We start from the raw sequence: 15,689 nt of genomic DNA on the forward strand, positions 1-15,689 counted from the left end.
AATTAAACATTAACCAGCCCTAATAATTCGTCATGCGAATTATATTTTCGCTGCGATATAACCTTGAGCCATATCAACATTGAGTCAGATTATTATTCAAACCAACATTCACACACATTTTAAGTATTGCTGATAGAAACCATTCTCATTATCATTGTACTGTTGATTATTTAATCTCTCCTTCGTTGGCAAATCATCTGGTCTCATGTCGCTGTCAAACGCCCCATGAGGTAGTTATCCAGTTAATGAGAAACAAGTAGGCACCTATGCAATACACTCCAGATACTGCGTGGAAAATTACTGGCTTTTCCCGTGAAATCAGCCCGGCATATCGCCAAAAACTGCTTTCTCTTGGCATGTTACCTGGCTCCTCTTTTAATGTGGTGCGCGTCGCTCCACTCGGCGACCCCATTCATATCGAAACCCGTCGTGTGAGCCTGGTATTACGCAAAAAAGATCTGGCCTTATTAGAAGTGGAAGCGGTTTCCTGTTAATACGGTGATAACAACAATGAAAAAATTAACCATTGGCTTAATTGGTAATCCAAATTCTGGCAAGACAACGTTATTTAACCAGCTCACTGGCTCACGTCAGCGTGTAGGTAACTGGGCTGGCGTTACCGTCGAACGTAAAGAAGGGCAATTCTCCACCACCGATCATCAGGTCACGCTGGTGGACCTGCCCGGCACCTATTCTCTGACCACCATCTCATCGCAGACCTCGCTCGATGAGCAAATCGCCTGTCACTACATTTTGAGTGGCGACGCAGACCTGCTGATTAACGTGGTGGATGCGTCTAACCTTGAGCGTAACCTGTACCTGACGCTGCAACTGTTGGAACTCGGCATTCCCTGCATCGTGGCGCTGAACATGCTCGACATTGCCGAGAAGCAAAATATTCGCATTGAAATTGATGCTCTGTCGGCGCGTCTTGGCTGCCCGGTGATCCCGCTGGTTTCAACCCGTGGTCGCGGTATTGAAGCGCTCAAGCTGGCGATTGATCGCTATAAAGCTAACGAAAATGTGGAACTGGTGCATTACGCTCAGCCGCTGCTCAACGAAGCAGATTCACTGGCAAAAGTGATGCCTTCCGACATCCCGCTGAAACAACGTCGCTGGCTGGGCCTGCAAATGCTGGAAGGCGATATCTACAGCCGCGCCTACGCCGGTGAAGCGTCGCAGCATCTGGATGCCGCCCTCGCCCGTCTGCGTAATGAGATGGACGATCCGGCGCTGCACATTGCCGATGCGCGTTACCAGTGCATTGCTGCCATCTGTGATGTGGTAAGCAACACCCTGACGGCAGAACCCAGCCGTTTCACCACTGCGGTAGATAAAATCGTGCTCAACCGTTTCCTCGGTCTGCCGATTTTCCTCTTTGTGATGTACCTGATGTTCTTGCTGGCTATCAACATCGGCGGGGCGTTACAGCCGCTGTTTGACGTCGGCTCCGTAGCACTCTTTGTGCATGGTATTCAGTGGATTGGCTACACGCTCCACTTCCCGGACTGGCTGACTATCTTCCTCGCCCAAGGCCTGGGCGGTGGTATTAACACCGTGCTGCCACTGGTGCCGCAGATCGGCATGATGTACCTGTTCCTCTCCTTCCTTGAGGACTCCGGCTATATGGCGCGTGCGGCGTTTGTGATGGACCGTCTGATGCAGGCGCTGGGCTTGCCGGGGAAATCCTTTGTACCGCTGATCGTTGGTTTCGGTTGTAACGTACCGTCGGTAATGGGCGCACGTACGCTTGATGCACCGCGTGAACGTCTGATGACCATCATGATGGCACCGTTTATGTCCTGCGGCGCGCGTCTGGCTATCTTCGCAGTATTCGCGGCTGCCTTCTTCGGGCAGAACGGTGCGCTGGCGGTCTTCTCGCTGTATATGCTGGGTATCGTAATGGCGGTGCTGACGGGCCTGATGCTCAAGTACACCATCATGCGCGGTGAAGCGACGCCGTTTGTCATGGAGCTGCCGGTCTACCATGTACCACACGTTAAAAGCCTGATTATCCAGACCTGGCAGCGTCTGAAAGGCTTCGTTCTGCGTGCTGGTAAAGTGATTATCATCGTCAGCATTTTCCTGAGCGCCTTCAACAGCTTCTCGCTGAGCGGAAAAATCGTCGATAACATCAACGACTCGGCGCTGGCTTCCGTCAGCCGGGTGATCACCCCAGTCTTCAAGCCGATTGGCGTGCATGAAGATAACTGGCAGGCAACGGTTGGCCTGTTTACAGGCGCAATGGCGAAAGAAGTGGTGGTGGGCACGCTCAACACCCTCTACACCGCAGAAAATATTCAGGACGAAGAGTTCAATCCGGCGGAATTTAACCTCGGTGAAGAGCTGTTCAGTGCGGTAGATGAAACCTGGCAGAGCCTGAAAGACACCTTCAGCCTTAGCGTACTGATGAACCCCATTGAAGCCAGCAAAGGCGACGGCGAAATGGGTACCGGGGCGATGGGCGTGATGGATCAGAAATTCGGTAGCGCAGCTGCCGCATACAGCTACCTGATTTTCGTCCTGCTGTACGTACCGTGCATCTCGGTGATGGGGGCTATCGCGCGTGAATCAAGCCGTGGCTGGATGGGCTTCTCCATCCTGTGGGGGCTGAATATTGCTTACTCACTGGCAACATTGTTCTATCAGGTCGCCAGCTACAGCCAGCATCCAACTTACAGCCTGGTGTGCATTCTGGCAGTTATCCTGTTTAACATCGTGGTTATCGGTCTGCTGCGCCGCGCGCGTAGCCGGGTAGATGTCGAACTGCTGGCAACGCGCAAATCGGTAAGCAGTTGCTGTGCGGCCAGCACCACTGGCGATTGCCACTAAGGACACGACAATGGCTTCGCTCATTCAAGTGCGTGATTTACTGGCATTACGGGGCCGTATGGAAGCGGCCCAGATTAGCCAGACACTGAACACTCCGCAGCCAATGATTAACGCCATGCTGAAACAGCTAGAAAGTATGGGAAAAGCAGTGCGGATTCAGGAAGAACCTGACGGCTGTCTTTCCGGCAGTTGTAAAAGCTGCCCGGAAGGAAAAGCCTGTCTGCACGAATGGTGGGCGTTGCGTTAACCTTGTTTCACTGCCTGTTTTGAAAGCCCGGTATGCGTTTGCATCCGGGCTTTTTTGCGTGCGGCTTTCCATAAAAATGCAACCCTTGCAGCGCGACGTAAGTTCCTCTGAAAGCGTCTCGCAGGGATGAAAACTCGCTAATGCACAGGTGTGGAGTGGCGCGTAGAGTCGCGGCATTCAAATAACAGGTGAAGGAACGCCATGAGCAAAAAGCAGAGTTCCACCCCACACGATGCGTTACGCCATTGCCGCAATGCAAAATCACCTTGATGCCGGATACAAAACATTGCCGATGGTGGTGCCATTGTTGTTTTATCACGGTATTGAAAGCCCCTATCCCTATTCGCTGTGTTGGCTGGATTGTTTCGCCGATCCCAACCTGGCAAGGCAGCTTTATGCCTCTGCATTTCCGCTGATTGATGTCACCGTCATGCCTGATGATGAAATCATGCAGCACCGACGTATGGCACTGCTGGAGTTAATTCAAAAACATATTCGTCAACGCGACCTGATGGGGCTGGTAGAGCAAATGGCCTGCTTATTAAGTAGTGGATACGCTAATGGCAGACAAATCAAAGGGCTGTTTAATTACATACTGCAAACCGGCGACGCGGTACGTTTTAACGATTTTATCGATGGTGTGGCCGAACGTTCACCAAAACACAAGGAGAGTTTAATGACTATTGCGGAAAGATTGCGGCAGGAAGGGGAACAATCCAAAGCCTTGCATATAGCAAAAATAATGCTTGAATCCGGAGTCCCTCTTGCAGACATCATGCGCTTTACCGGGGTGTCAGAAGAAGAGTTGGCTGCGGCGAGCCAGTAAAGTTCTGTCCCGCCATTTCGAAAGCCACCTACACCCTCTGCTTCAACGCCACCAGCAGATGACAAAACTCGTCCGGATGTGAAATAAACGGCGCATGGGCCGCTTTGGCGAAAATGTACGACTCGCTGTGCGGCCAGAGTTTATCCAGCATCGGCACTACTTTGCGCGGCACCAGACCATCAAGATAGCCATACAATCGCAAAAACGGCATGGACACGTTTTGCAGCGGCAGACGGAGATCGACCGTTTTGAGGATTTCCAGCCCACCATTGAGCACGTCCACCTCCGGCATCGGTAACGCCAGTACGGTTTTCTTCAACGCCCGCGCATCCTGGCGCGCCGTTTCAGTACCCATGGTTTGTAACGCCAGGAACCGCTCCACTGTACGCTGAAAATCATCACTCAGCTGCTGCTGAAATCCCGCCAGCACGTCCGGTTTTATCCCCGGCCACTCGTCACGAGCACTAAAACAAGGCGACGACGCCACGGTGACCAGCGCCTGAACACGCTCGGGATGGGTTAACGCAATCTGGCTTGCCACCAGCCCGCCCAGACTCCAGCCTAACCAAATGGCTTTATCAGGTGCCTGTCGCAGCACGGCTTCGGCCATATCAGCAAGCGACAGCGCACCAAATCCCCGACTGCGCCCGAAACCGGGCAGATCAACAAGGTGCAGCGTAAAATGCGAGCTAAGTTCCTCGTCAATGCAACGCCACACTTCGGCATTCAGTCCCCATCCGTGCAGCAGCACAAGATGAACATTCCCCTGACCTTTGGTCTGCCACCAGATGTTATTCATCCGCTATTGTTCTCTTTTGACTTACAAGGATGAACATATGCTAACAGTACCGGGATTATGCTGGCTATGCCGAATGCCGCTGGCGTTAGGTCATTGGGGGATTTGTTCGGTATGCTCACGCGCCGCCCGTACAGATAAAACGTTATGCCCCCAATGTGGATTACCCGCCACACACTCACATCTTCCCTGCGGTCGCTGCCTGCAAAAACCGCCGCCCTGGCAAAGACTGGTCACGGTTGCCGACTATGCGCCGCCGTTAAGCCCGCTAATCCACCAGCTTAAGTTTTCCCGGCGCAGCGAAATCGCCAGCGCCCTGTCACGTCTGTTACTATTGGAGGTCTTACACGCTCGTCGCACCACCGGGTTGCAATTGCCGGATCGCATCATCAGCGTTCCGTTATGGCAGCGGCGTCACTGGCGTCGGGGATTTAATCAGAGCGATTTGCTGTGTCAGCCGTTATCACGCTGGCTACACTGCCAATGGGATAGCGAAGCCGTCACACGAACACGGGCCACCGCGACCCAGCATTTTCTTAACGCCCGGCTACGCAAACACAACCTGAAAAATGCCTTTCGCCTTGAATTGCCTGTGCAAGGTCGCCATATGGTGATTGTGGATGATGTCGTTACCACCGGAAGTACCGTCGCAGAGATTGCGCAGTTGCTTTTACGCAATGGTGCGGCGACTGTCCAGGTCTGGTGCCTTTGTCGAACCTTGTAGAGCCTCGATGATGGGCGTATTATAACCAACTAAAATAGTCAACTATTAGGCCATTACTATGATCCGTATTTCCGATGCTGCACAAGCGCACTTTGCCAAACTGCTGGCAAACCAGGAAGAAGGGACACAAATCCGCGTATTTGTGATTAACCCTGGCACGCCTAACGCTGAATGTGGCGTTTCTTATTGTCCGCCGGACGCTGTGGAAGCCACCGACACTGCCCTGAAATTTGACCTGCTGACCGCGTATGTTGATGAGTTAAGCGCTCCTTACCTGGAAGATGCAGAGATCGATTTTGTTACCGACCAGTTGGGTTCGCAGCTGACGCTGAAAGCGCCTAACGCCAAAATGCGTAAAGTGGCTGACGATGCGCCGCTGATGGAGCGCGTGGAGTATATGCTGCAATCACAGATCAACCCACAGCTTGCTGGTCACGGTGGTCGCGTTTCGCTGATGGAAATCACCGAAGACGGTTACGCCATTTTGCAATTTGGCGGCGGCTGTAACGGTTGTTCCATGGTCGATGTAACGCTGAAAGAGGGGATCGAGAAGCAGTTGCTGAACGAATTCCCGGAGCTGAAAGGTGTACGCGATCTCACCGAACACCAACGCGGCGAGCACTCTTACTACTAAGTTCTCTCCTCTTTTGTCGATTGCCCGATGTGACGCTAAAGCGTCTTATCGGGCCTGTACGTTGCACGAGAGTCTGACATTAGCGCAGAATTACCTCAGCAAATCCAATCTCTTCGTTTCCCCACGATAATATGACCAACCTCTCATAATTTAAATTTACCCCGCTCTGGTGATTCTCAAGCACGTAATGTTACCCGTATCATTCTCATGGGCACCAAACACACTCATAACATCTGACTACACTAACTCGTTTTAGGGGTCATCAGCCGTGGTGCCGTAACATCTCTGTTCCCAGTTGGGACAACCAGGATTTTCCGTCAGAAACCTGACGTTACCCATAACAAATTAAAGGCCAGGTAAATCATGCCATTAGTCATTGTTGCTATCGGTGTAATCTTGTTATTACTCCTGATGATCCGCTTCAAAATGAACGGCTTCATCGCTCTCGTCCTCGTGGCGCTTGCTGTTGGATTAATGCAAGGGATGCCGCTGGATAAAGTTATTGGCTCCATCAAAGCCGGTGTCGGCGGAACGCTCGGTAGCCTTGCCCTGATCATGGGTTTTGGTGCGATGCTGGGCAAAATGCTGGCAGACTGCGGTGGCGCACAACGTATCGCTACCACACTGATTGCCAAATTTGGTAAAAAACACATCCAGTGGGCGGTGGTACTGACCGGTTTTACCGTTGGTTTTGCCCTGTTCTATGAAGTGGGTTTCGTGCTGATGCTGCCGCTGGTGTTTACCATCGCGGCTTCCGCGAATATTCCACTGCTGTATGTTGGTGTACCAATGGCGGCTGCACTGTCTGTGACCCACGGCTTCCTGCCACCGCATCCGGGTCCGACTGCAATTGCCACCATTTTCAATGCCGATATGGGTAAAACTCTGCTGTACGGTACTATTCTGGCAATCCCGACCGTGATTCTCGCCGGTCCGGTTTACGCTCGCGTGTTGAAAGGTATCGATAAGCCGATCCCGGAAGGTCTGTACAGCGCGAAAACCTTCAGCGAAGAAGAGATGCCGAGCTTTGGCGTCAGCGTCTGGACCTCTCTGGTGCCGGTGGTTCTGATGGCGATGCGTGCGATTGCCGAAATGATCCTGCCGAAAGGTCACGCTTTCCTGCCGGTAGCGGAGTTCCTCGGTGACCCGGTAATGGCTACGCTGATTGCCGTGCTGATCGCGATGTTCACCTTTGGTCTGAACCGTGGTCGTTCAATGGATCAGATTAACGACACGCTGGTTTCTTCCATCAAAATCATTGCGATGATGCTGTTGATTATCGGTGGTGGCGGTGCGTTCAAGCAGGTGCTGGTAGACAGCGGCGTGGACAAATACATTGCTTCCATGATGCACGAAACCAACATTTCTCCGCTGCTGATGGCCTGGTCGATTGCTGCCGTACTGCGTATCGCGCTGGGTTCCGCAACCGTCGCGGCAATCACTGCGGGTGGTATCGCGGCACCGCTGATTGCAACGACGGGTGTTAGCCCGGAGCTGATGGTTATTGCGGTTGGTTCCGGTAGTGTGATTTTCTCTCACGTGAACGATCCGGGCTTCTGGCTGTTCAAAGAGTACTTTAACCTGACTATCGGCGAGACCATCAAATCCTGGTCGATGCTGGAAACCATTATCTCGGTGTGCGGTCTGGTAGGCTGTCTGCTGCTGAATATGGTGATTTGATAATACTGATGGCCGGATGCGGCGTGAACGCCTTATCCGGCCTACGATTCGGCATTAATTAGTAGGCCGGATAAGACGCGTCAAGCGTCGCATCCGGCATCAACCGCACTCTACTTCTTCTTCGCTGCCGCTCTGCGCCGTCTGTCCAAATCCTTCAGCAACTTGTTCACACCATCATCGGCAAACATCGACTCAAGCGTTGCGGAAAGTTTACGTCGCCAGTTTTTATACTGGTAACTGGTGCCGGGAATATTTACCGGATCTGCCATATCCAGCCAGTCTTCCGGCTGTAGCCCTAACAGGGCGCTGTTGCTATCGGCGATGTAGCGCTGTAAGCCACGATTCAGCGTCGGCGTCATCGACATCAACGATGCCTTATGCCCGGCACGTTTTGGCAGACAACCATATTTATGCAGAGCATCCAGTAGTCCTTGCTTCGCCAGTTCGCGATCCTGATACAGACCGCGCAGTACCACTTCATCCGGATACAACCCCAGCGTTTTGCCCAGCGTTAGATCCCCGCTCTCCCAGTAGCCGCGTAGCGTAGGCAGGTCGTGTGTCGCCGCAACCGCCATCGACTGCTCTGGGTACGCTTTCGGCGCGCGGAATGTCTTCTCGTGGTCGTTTTCGAAATAGAGCACTTTGTAGGAGTACACACCGCTGCTGCGCAGCTTACCGACAATCTCTACCGGTACGGTACCGAGATCTTCACCAATCACCATACAGCGATGACGCTTACTTTCGAGTGCCAGAATCGAGAGCAGATCATCCACCGGATAGTGAACATATGCCCCCTGATCTGCCGTCTCGCCATACGGTATCCACCACAAACGCAGCATCGACATCACATGGTCAATTCGTAATGCGCCGCAGTTTTGCATATTGGCACGCAACAGCTCGATAAACGGTTCATAGGCACGCGCGGTGATAATATGCGGGTCCATTGGCGGCAATCCCCAGTTCTGCCCCAACGGGCCGAGGATATCCGGCGGTGCTCCAACCGACGCTTTCAGGCAATACAACTCCCGGTCGCACCAGGTTTCTGCTCCACCCTCTGCTACACCAACGGCCAGGTCACGATACAAGCCAATCGGCATTTCATAGCCCTGGCTTATCTCCCAGCAGGCGGCAAACTGGCTGTAAGCCAGCCACTGCAACCAGAGATAAAAATCAACGTCATCGCGATGTTCTTCGCAGAACTGGCGCACTTCTGGTGAATCCACGTTCTGATACATCTCTGGCCATGCAGGCCAGCCCCAGCGCATTTCGTCCTCTTTCACTTGCTGGGCATGTAGTGCGTCAAACGCCGCCTGCCAGAACAGGCTGTCGCCTTGCTCTGCAACAAACTGGCGAAACGCGGCCATCTGTTCATCATCACGTTGCGCGAAACCTTTCCACGCCATTCGTAATGCTGTCATTTTTAGGGCGGTAACCGTGGAGTAATCGACCCAGTCGGCATCCCGCGCCTGTTGCAGCGTCTGTTGCGTGGTCGGCAACTTCCACCAGGCCTGAGCCTCTTCGCTAAGATGGAAATCTTCAACGGCGTTAACGTCGATATAAATCACATTCAGCCAACGGCGAGAAGACGGGCTATACGGGCTGGCACTTTCCGGATTTGCCGGATAGAGCGCATGAATCGGGTTCAGACCGATGAACGACCCGCCACGTTTTGCCACATCCACCAGCATCGCTTTGAGATCGCCAAAATCCCCAATACCCCAGTTTTTTTCCGATCGCAGTGTATAAAGCTGAACGCAGGCACCCCACAGCTTTTGTTTGTTCAGCAACGCCTGCGGTTCGTAACAGCGTTTCGGGGCGACAATCACCCGGCAATGCGCGCGCTGGTCGTCCTGGGTAAGCGTCAGCGTGTGATAACCTTCCGGCAGCTTCGTCGGTAGATTGAACGCTTTGCCCCCCATCACATGGCCTTTGTACTGCTTTCCTTCTTCGGTGGTCAGCAGCCAGCTATATTCGCCGCTGCCCTCCACCACCATCGGCATTTTTTTGCCGCTGGTATAAACCATGACATTCGGGACTGGCGTTACCGCCACTTTCGTGGCGGTACGTTGATGCATCGCGTCAAGCAAACGCCGTTTGGTTTCGGCGCTAATCGACTGCGGTTTACCGTGGGCATTGATGTAATTGGGGCTGATCCCCGCCGCCAGCGCGGCATTATCCAGACGTTTGCTTTCCATCGAGCTTCCTTAGCGTTTTGCCTGCCAGATACGAGCCTGATAATCGCGAATAGAGCGATCCGAGCTAAACATACCGCAGCGGGCGGTATTGAGGATCGCCGCGCGAGTCCAGGCCTCCTGGTCGCGGTACAGCACATCCACCTGCTTTTGTGCCTCTACATAAGCGGCGAAATCTGCCATCACCAGATACGGATCGCCGCCCTGTTTGCCGATACTGTGCAGCATCTGGTCGAAGGCATGCTTATCGCCGTCGCTGTATTTACCGCTTTCCAGCTCTTTCAATACTGCGTCCAGCACCTTATCTTTCTTCCGCCATTTCACCGGGTCGTAGCCTTTGGCCAGAATTGCCTTCACTTGTTCCACGGTATGACCAAAAATAAAGATATTTTCTTCACCGACTTTCTCAGCGATTTCAACGTTCGCACCATCCAGCGTACCGACAGTAAGCGCACCATTGAGCGCCAGTTTCATATTGCCGGTACCGGAAGCTTCTTTACCTGCAGTCGAAATTTGTTCGGAGATATCCGCCGCCGGGATCAGTTTTTCCGCCGCCGAAACACAATAATCCGGCAAGAAAACCACCTTCAACTTGTCGCCAACCAGCGGATCGTTGTTGATCACGTCAGCCACTTTGTTGATCGCAAAGATAATATTTTTCGCCAGGTAGTAGCCCGGTGCTGCTTTCGCGCCGAAGAGGAAGACGCGCGGTACGCGGTCAGACTGCGGGTTTTCACGAATTTCTTTGTACAACGCCAGAATATGCAGCAGATTCAGATGCTGGCGTTTGTACTCATGCAGACGTTTGATCTGAATATCGAAAATCGCCTGTGGATTGATCTCAATACCGGTACGAACTTTCACAAACTCTGCCAGACGGACTTTATTCGCCTGCTTGATCTCGCGATATTGCTGACGGAATTTCGCATCATCAGCGAATTTTTCCAGATTGATCAGTTGATCGAGATCGTTAGCCCACTCTTTTTTCAGTGATTTATCCAACAGAGCCGCCAGTGCCGGGTTGCACTGTTTGATCCAGCGACGTGGGGTAATACCGTTGGTGACATTATGGAATTTGTTCGGCCATAGCTGGTGATATTCCGGGAACAGATCTTTCACCACCAGATCTGAGTGCAGCGCCGCAACACCGTTCACCGCGAAACCGCCAACCACACACAGGTTCGCCATATGCACTTGTTTGTCGTGTACCACCGCCAGTTTGGCCCACACTTTTTCATCGCCCGGCCAGGTTTTCTCCACCAGCGTTTTAAAGCGAGTATTAATTTCGTTAATAATCTGCATGTGGCGCGGCAGTAAGCCTTTCACCAGTTTCACATCCCAGCGTTCCAGCGCTTCTGGCATCAGGGTATGGTTGGTGTAAGCGAAAGTTTTGCTGGTGATGGCCCAGGCGTCATCCCAGCTCATCTGGTGCTCATCGATCAGCACGCGCAGCAGTTCTGGAATCGCGATAGTTGGGTGGGTATCGTTCAGCTGAATAACTTCGTAATCCGCCAGTTCGTGCAGTTTACACCCCGCCAGATGATGGCGACGCAAAATATCCGCTACCGAGCAGGCACACTGGAAGTATTGCTGCATCAGGCGCAGCTTTTTACCGGCAGTATGGTTGTCGTTTGGATAGAGAACTTTGGTCAGTTTTTCCGCGTTGATGCCCTGCTGTTCGGCACGCAGGAAATCACCGTCGTTAAATTTAGTCAGATCAAACGGATGCGCATGCGTCGCCTGCCACAGACGCAGTGGCTGCGCCACGCCATTACGATAGCCGACAACGGGGAGATCCCACGCTTGACCGGTAATGGTAAACTCCGGCTCCCAGCGTCCGTCTTTCGTCACTTTACCGCCAATCCCTACCTGCACATCCAGTGCTTCGTTGTGGCGGAACCACGGGTAGTTACCGCGATGCCAGTCATCCGGCGCCTCAACCTGTTTGCCATCGACAAAAGACTGGCGGAACAAACCATATTGATAGTTCAGACCGTAACCCGTCGCAGACTGACCAACAGTTGCCATTGAGTCGAGGAAGCACGCCGCCAGACGTCCCAGACCACCGTTCCCCAGCGCCGGGTCGATCTCTTCTTCCAGCAAGTCAGTCAGGTTGATGTCATAAGCCTTCAACGAATCCTGTACATCCTGATACCAGCCGAGATTCAACAGGTTGTTGCCCGTCAGGCGACCAATTAAAAACTCCATTGAGATGTAGTTAACATGTCGCTGATTCGCCACTGGCTTGGCGAATGGCTGAGCACGCAGCATTTCGGCCAGTGCTTCGCTCACTGCCAGCCACCACTGGCGAGGAGTCATTTCAGCCGCAGAATTTAAGCCATAACGCTGCCACTGACGTGAAAGCGCTTCCTGAAATTGCTTATCGTTAAAAATAGGTTGTGACATAGGAGTTCCACTTTTCTTAGATTTTCAACACAACGTTATCGCTAGTTTGCCAGGCTCGATGTTGACCTTCCTCATCCTGCGGGGGATTAGGCAGGGAGGAGTTGCGGGGATGAGCAAGGAAATGTGATCTCGACCACTTAAAGCTAGTGCAATCCACAGGATTAGCAGCAAATCAATGCCATACCGCGCAGAAAATCTGTATCTAAGTGCAAAAAATGGCCGTTGCGTATTTTCAAAAAGCGGAAGGTAACTCTATAAATTAAGTAAAGGAGTGAAACAGTTTCACAAGTAAAATATCAAATGTGCTCCATCTCATTCTTAATAGATTTATTAAGATCATCTTTTTAGATGGCACTTTCATCAGAAATGAAGAAGAAACCCTTACTTAAATGAAACTGATGAACATAAGGAAAATACCGTACAACCCAGTATTCACGCTGGATCAGCGTCGTTTTAGGTGAGTTGTTAATAAACATTTGGAATTGTGACACAGTGCAAATTCAGACACATAAAAAAACGTCATCGCTTGCATTAGAAAGGTTTCTGGCCGACCTTATAACCATTAATTACGAAGCGCAAAAAAAATAATATTTCCTCATTTTCCACAGTGAAGTGATTAACTATGCTGATTCCGTCAAAATTAAGTCGTCCGGTTCGACTCGACCATACCGTGGTTCGTGAGCGCCTGCTGGCTAAACTTTCCGGCGCGAACAACTTCCGGCTGGCGCTGATCACAAGTCCTGCGGGCTACGGAAAGACCACGCTCATTTCCCAGTGGGCGGCAGGCAAAAACGATATCGGCTGGTACTCGCTGGATGAAGGTGATAACCAGCAAGAGCGTTTCGCCAGCTATCTCATTGCCGCCGTGCAACAGGCAACCAACGGTCACTGCGCGATATGTGAGACGATGGCGCAAAAACGGCAATATGCCAGCCTGACGTCACTCTTCGCCCAGCTTTTCATTGAGCTGGCGGAATGGCATAGCCCACTTTATCTGGTCATCGATGACTATCATCTGATCACTAATCCTGTGATCCACGAGTCAATGCGCTTCTTTATTCGCCATCAACCAGAAAATCTCACCCTTGTGGTGTTGTCACGCAACCTTCCGCAACTGGGCATTGCCAATCTGCGTGTTCGTGACCAGCTGCTGGAAATTGGCAGTCAGCAACTGGCATTTACCCATCAGGAAGCGAAACAGTTTTTTGATTGCCGTCTGTCATCGCCAATTGAAGCCGCAGAAAGCAGTCGGATTTGCGATGACGTTTCCGGTTGGGCGACGGCACTGCAGCTAATCGCCCTCTCCGCCCGGCAGAATACTCACTCAGCCCATAAGTCGGCACGCCGCCTGGCGGGAATCAATGCCAGCCATCTTTCGGATTATCTGGTCGATGAGGTTTTGGATAACGTCGATCTCGCAACGCGCCATTTTCTGTTGAAAAGCGCCATTTTGCGCTCAATGAACGATGCACTCATCACCCGTGTGACCGGCGAAGAAAACGGGCAAATGCGCCTCGAAGAGATTGAGCGTCAGGGGCTGTTTTTACAGCGGATGGATGATACCGGCGAGTGGTTTTGCTATCACCCACTGTTTGGTAACTTCCTGCGCCAGCGCTGCCAGTGGGAACTGGCGGCGGAGCTGCCGGAAATCCACCGTGCCGCCGCAGAAAGCTGGATGGCCCAGGGATTTCCCAGCGAAGCGATTCATCATGCGCTGGCGGCAGGCGATGCGCTGATGCTGCGCGATATTCTGCTTAATCACGCCTGGAGTTTGTTCAACCATAGCGAACTGTCGCTGCTGGAAGAGTCGCTTAAGGCCCTGCCGTGGGACAGTTTGCTGGAAAATCCGCAGTTGGTGTTATTGCAGGCGTGGCTGATGCAAAGCCAGCATCGCTACGGCGAAGTTAACACCCTGCTGGCCCGCGCTGAACATGAAATCAAGGACATCAGAGAAGGCACCATGCACGCAGAATTTAACGCTCTGCGCGCCCAGGTGGCGATTAACGATGGTAGTCCGGATGAAGCGGAACGGCTGGCAAAACTGGCACTGGAAGAGCTGCCGCCAGGCTGGTTCTATAGCCGCATTGTGGCAACCTCGGTGCTGGGTGAAGTGTTGCACTGCAAAGGCGAATTGACCCGCTCACTGGCGTTAATGCAGCAAACCGAACAGATGGCACGCCAGCACGATGTCTGGCACTACGCTTTGTGGAGTTTAATCCAGCAAAGTGAAATTCTGTTTGCCCAAGGGTTCCTGCAAACCGCGTGGGAAACGCAGGAAAAAGCGTTCCAGCTGATCAACGAGCAGCATCTGGAACAGCTGCCAATGCATGAGTTTCTGGTGCGCATTCGTGCGCAGCTGTTATGGGCCTGGGCACGGCTGGATGAAGCCGAAGCGTCGGCGCGCAGCGGGATTGAAGTCTTGTCGTCTTATCAGCCACAGCAACAGCTTCAGTGCCTGGCAATGTTGATTCAATGCTCGCTGGCCCGTGGTGATTTAGATAACGCCCGTAGCCAGCTGAACCGTCTGGAAAACCTGCTGGGGAATGGCAAATATCACAGCGACTGGATCTCTAACGCCAACAAAGTCCGGGTGATTTACTGGCAAATGACCGGCGATAAAGCCGCCGCTGCCAACTGGTTGCGTCATACGGCTAAACCGGAGTTTGCGAACAACCACTTCCTGCAAGGTCAATGGCGCAACATTGCCCGCGCACAAATCTTGCTGGGCGAGTTTGAATCTGCGGAAATTGTCCTCGAAGAACTCAATGAAAATGCCCGCAGTCTGCGGTTGATGAGCGATCTCAACCGTAACCTGTTGCTGCTTAATCAACTGTACTGGCAGGCCGGACGTAAAAGTGACGCCCAGCGTGTGTTGCTGGACGCATTAAAACTGGCGAATCGTACCGGATTTATCAGTCATTTTGTCATCGAAGGCGAAGCGATGGCGCAACAACTGCGCCAGCTTATTCAACTCAATACGCTGCCGGAGCTGGAACAGCATCGCGCACAGCGTATTCTGCGAGAAATCAATCAACATCATCGGCATAAATTCGCCCATTTCGATGAGAATTTCGTTGAACGTCTGCTAAATCATCCGGAAGTACCAGAGCTGATCCGCACCAGCCCGTTGACCCAACGTGAATGGCAGGTCCTGGGGCTGATTTACTCCGGTTACAGCAATGAGCAAATTGCAGGCGAGCTGGAAGTGGCGGCAACCACCATCAAAACGCATATCCGCAATCTGTACCAAAAACTCGGTGTCGCCCACCGTCAGGCCGCGGTACAACACGCGCAGAAACTGCTGAAGATGATGGGATATGGGGTGTGAGTTTAGCCGGATAATGCGTCGGAT

10 protein-coding genes and 1 pseudogene are annotated in these 15,689 nt (G+C 52.5%); 8 read left to right on the forward strand and 3 right to left on the reverse strand.

What is annotated here, in order from left to right:
• The first annotated feature begins 266 nt into the window (after positions 1 to 266).
• The 4 genes and pseudogenes from feoA to ACJHYO_RS18545 form a co-directional block, all read left to right on the forward strand.
• Complete coding sequence (gene feoA, locus ACJHYO_RS18530; protein WP_001200455.1) at positions 267 to 494, forward strand: ferrous iron transporter A; 228 nt, start codon at positions 267 to 269, stop codon at positions 492 to 494.
• 16 nt (positions 495 to 510) lie between these two features.
• Positions 511 to 2,832 (forward strand): Fe(2+) transporter permease subunit FeoB, encoded by a 2,322-nt coding sequence (feoB, locus tag ACJHYO_RS18535; protein ID WP_000737042.1) that lies wholly within the window; start codon positions 511 to 513, stop codon positions 2,830 to 2,832.
• Positions 2,833 to 2,842: 10 nt separating this feature from the next.
• A complete protein-coding gene (gene feoC, locus ACJHYO_RS18540; protein ID WP_000157585.1) occupies positions 2,843 to 3,079 on the forward strand; it encodes a [Fe-S]-dependent transcriptional repressor FeoC in 237 nt (78 codons plus the stop codon).
• Between the two features lie 232 nt (positions 3,080 to 3,311).
• Positions 3,312 to 3,905, forward strand: a pseudogene (locus tag ACJHYO_RS18545) (Rpn family recombination-promoting nuclease/putative transposase); the annotation flags it as partial.
• A gap of 28 nt (positions 3,906 to 3,933) precedes the next feature.
• Here the strand turns inward: ACJHYO_RS18545 and bioH are convergent.
• Positions 3,934 to 4,704, reverse strand: a complete 771-nt coding sequence (gene bioH / locus ACJHYO_RS18550) for a pimeloyl-ACP methyl ester esterase BioH (RefSeq protein WP_001060077.1) — start codon at positions 4,702 to 4,704, stop codon at positions 3,934 to 3,936.
• A 37-nt stretch (positions 4,705 to 4,741) separates the two neighbouring features.
• Between bioH and gntX the strand changes: the two genes are divergently transcribed.
• The 3 genes from gntX to gntT all read left to right on the forward strand — a co-directional run bounded on the left by gntX (position 4,742) and on the right by gntT (position 7,739).
• Positions 4,742 to 5,425 (forward strand): DNA utilization protein GntX, encoded by a 684-nt coding sequence (gntX, locus tag ACJHYO_RS18555; protein ID WP_001298214.1) that lies wholly within the window; start codon positions 4,742 to 4,744, stop codon positions 5,423 to 5,425.
• 58 nt (positions 5,426 to 5,483) lie between these two features.
• Positions 5,484 to 6,059: a Fe-S biogenesis protein NfuA gene (gene nfuA / locus ACJHYO_RS18560; RefSeq protein WP_000619389.1), complete on the forward strand. Its 576-nt coding sequence runs from the start codon at positions 5,484 to 5,486 to the stop codon at positions 6,057 to 6,059.
• A 363-nt stretch (positions 6,060 to 6,422) separates the two neighbouring features.
• Positions 6,423 to 7,739 (forward strand): gluconate transporter, encoded by a 1,317-nt coding sequence (gene gntT, locus ACJHYO_RS18565; RefSeq protein ID WP_001131758.1) that lies wholly within the window; start codon positions 6,423 to 6,425, stop codon positions 7,737 to 7,739.
• A gap of 110 nt (positions 7,740 to 7,849) precedes the next feature.
• Here the strand turns inward: gntT and malQ are convergent, their stop codons facing one another.
• Together malQ and malP are read right to left on the reverse strand one after the other, a co-directional pair.
• Positions 7,850 to 9,934, reverse strand: coding sequence for a 4-alpha-glucanotransferase (gene malQ / locus ACJHYO_RS18570; RefSeq protein WP_085455582.1), 2,085 nt, complete (start codon positions 9,932 to 9,934; stop codon positions 7,850 to 7,852).
• 9 nt (positions 9,935 to 9,943) lie between these two features.
• A complete protein-coding gene (gene malP, locus ACJHYO_RS18575; protein ID WP_410232538.1) occupies positions 9,944 to 12,337 on the reverse strand; it encodes a maltodextrin phosphorylase in 2,394 nt (797 codons plus the stop codon).
• Positions 12,338 to 12,959: 622 nt separating this feature from the next.
• On the opposite strand from malP, the gene malT reads away from it, so the two are divergent.
• The gene (gene malT / locus ACJHYO_RS18580; protein ID WP_000906981.1) at positions 12,960 to 15,665 is read left to right on the forward strand and encodes an HTH-type transcriptional regulator MalT; all 2,706 of its coding nucleotides are present in this window, start codon (positions 12,960 to 12,962) and stop codon (positions 15,663 to 15,665) included.
• Positions 15,666 to 15,689 lie beyond the last annotated feature (24 nt).

Source organism: Escherichia sp. WS1118, assembly GCF_046487695.1.
GTDB lineage: Bacteria > Pseudomonadota > Gammaproteobacteria > Enterobacterales > Enterobacteriaceae > Escherichia > Escherichia coli.

What these genes read in the sequence shown, in the direction of transcription:
- feoA (WP_001200455.1), top strand. Translation starts at nt 267, where the DNA reads ATGCAATACACTCCAGATACTGCGTGGAAAATTACTGGCTTTTCCCGT.
- feoB (WP_000737042.1), top strand. Translation starts at nt 511, where the DNA reads ATGAAAAAATTAACCATTGGCTTAATTGGTAATCCAAATTCTGGCAAG.
- feoC (WP_000157585.1), top strand. Translation starts at nt 2,843, where the DNA reads ATGGCTTCGCTCATTCAAGTGCGTGATTTACTGGCATTACGGGGCCGT.
- bioH (WP_001060077.1), bottom strand. Translation starts at nt 4,704, where the DNA reads ATGAATAACATCTGGTGGCAGACCAAAGGTCAGGGGAATGTTCATCTT.
- gntX (WP_001298214.1), top strand. Translation starts at nt 4,742, where the DNA reads ATGCTAACAGTACCGGGATTATGCTGGCTATGCCGAATGCCGCTGGCG.
- nfuA (WP_000619389.1), top strand. Translation starts at nt 5,484, where the DNA reads ATGATCCGTATTTCCGATGCTGCACAAGCGCACTTTGCCAAACTGCTG.
- gntT (WP_001131758.1), top strand. Translation starts at nt 6,423, where the DNA reads ATGCCATTAGTCATTGTTGCTATCGGTGTAATCTTGTTATTACTCCTG.
- malQ (WP_085455582.1), bottom strand. Translation starts at nt 9,934, where the DNA reads ATGGAAAGCAAACGTCTGGATAATGCCGCGCTGGCGGCGGGGATCAGC.
- malP (WP_410232538.1), bottom strand. Translation starts at nt 12,337, where the DNA reads ATGTCACAACCTATTTTTAACGATAAGCAATTTCAGGAAGCGCTTTCA.
- malT (WP_000906981.1), top strand. Translation starts at nt 12,960, where the DNA reads ATGCTGATTCCGTCAAAATTAAGTCGTCCGGTTCGACTCGACCATACC.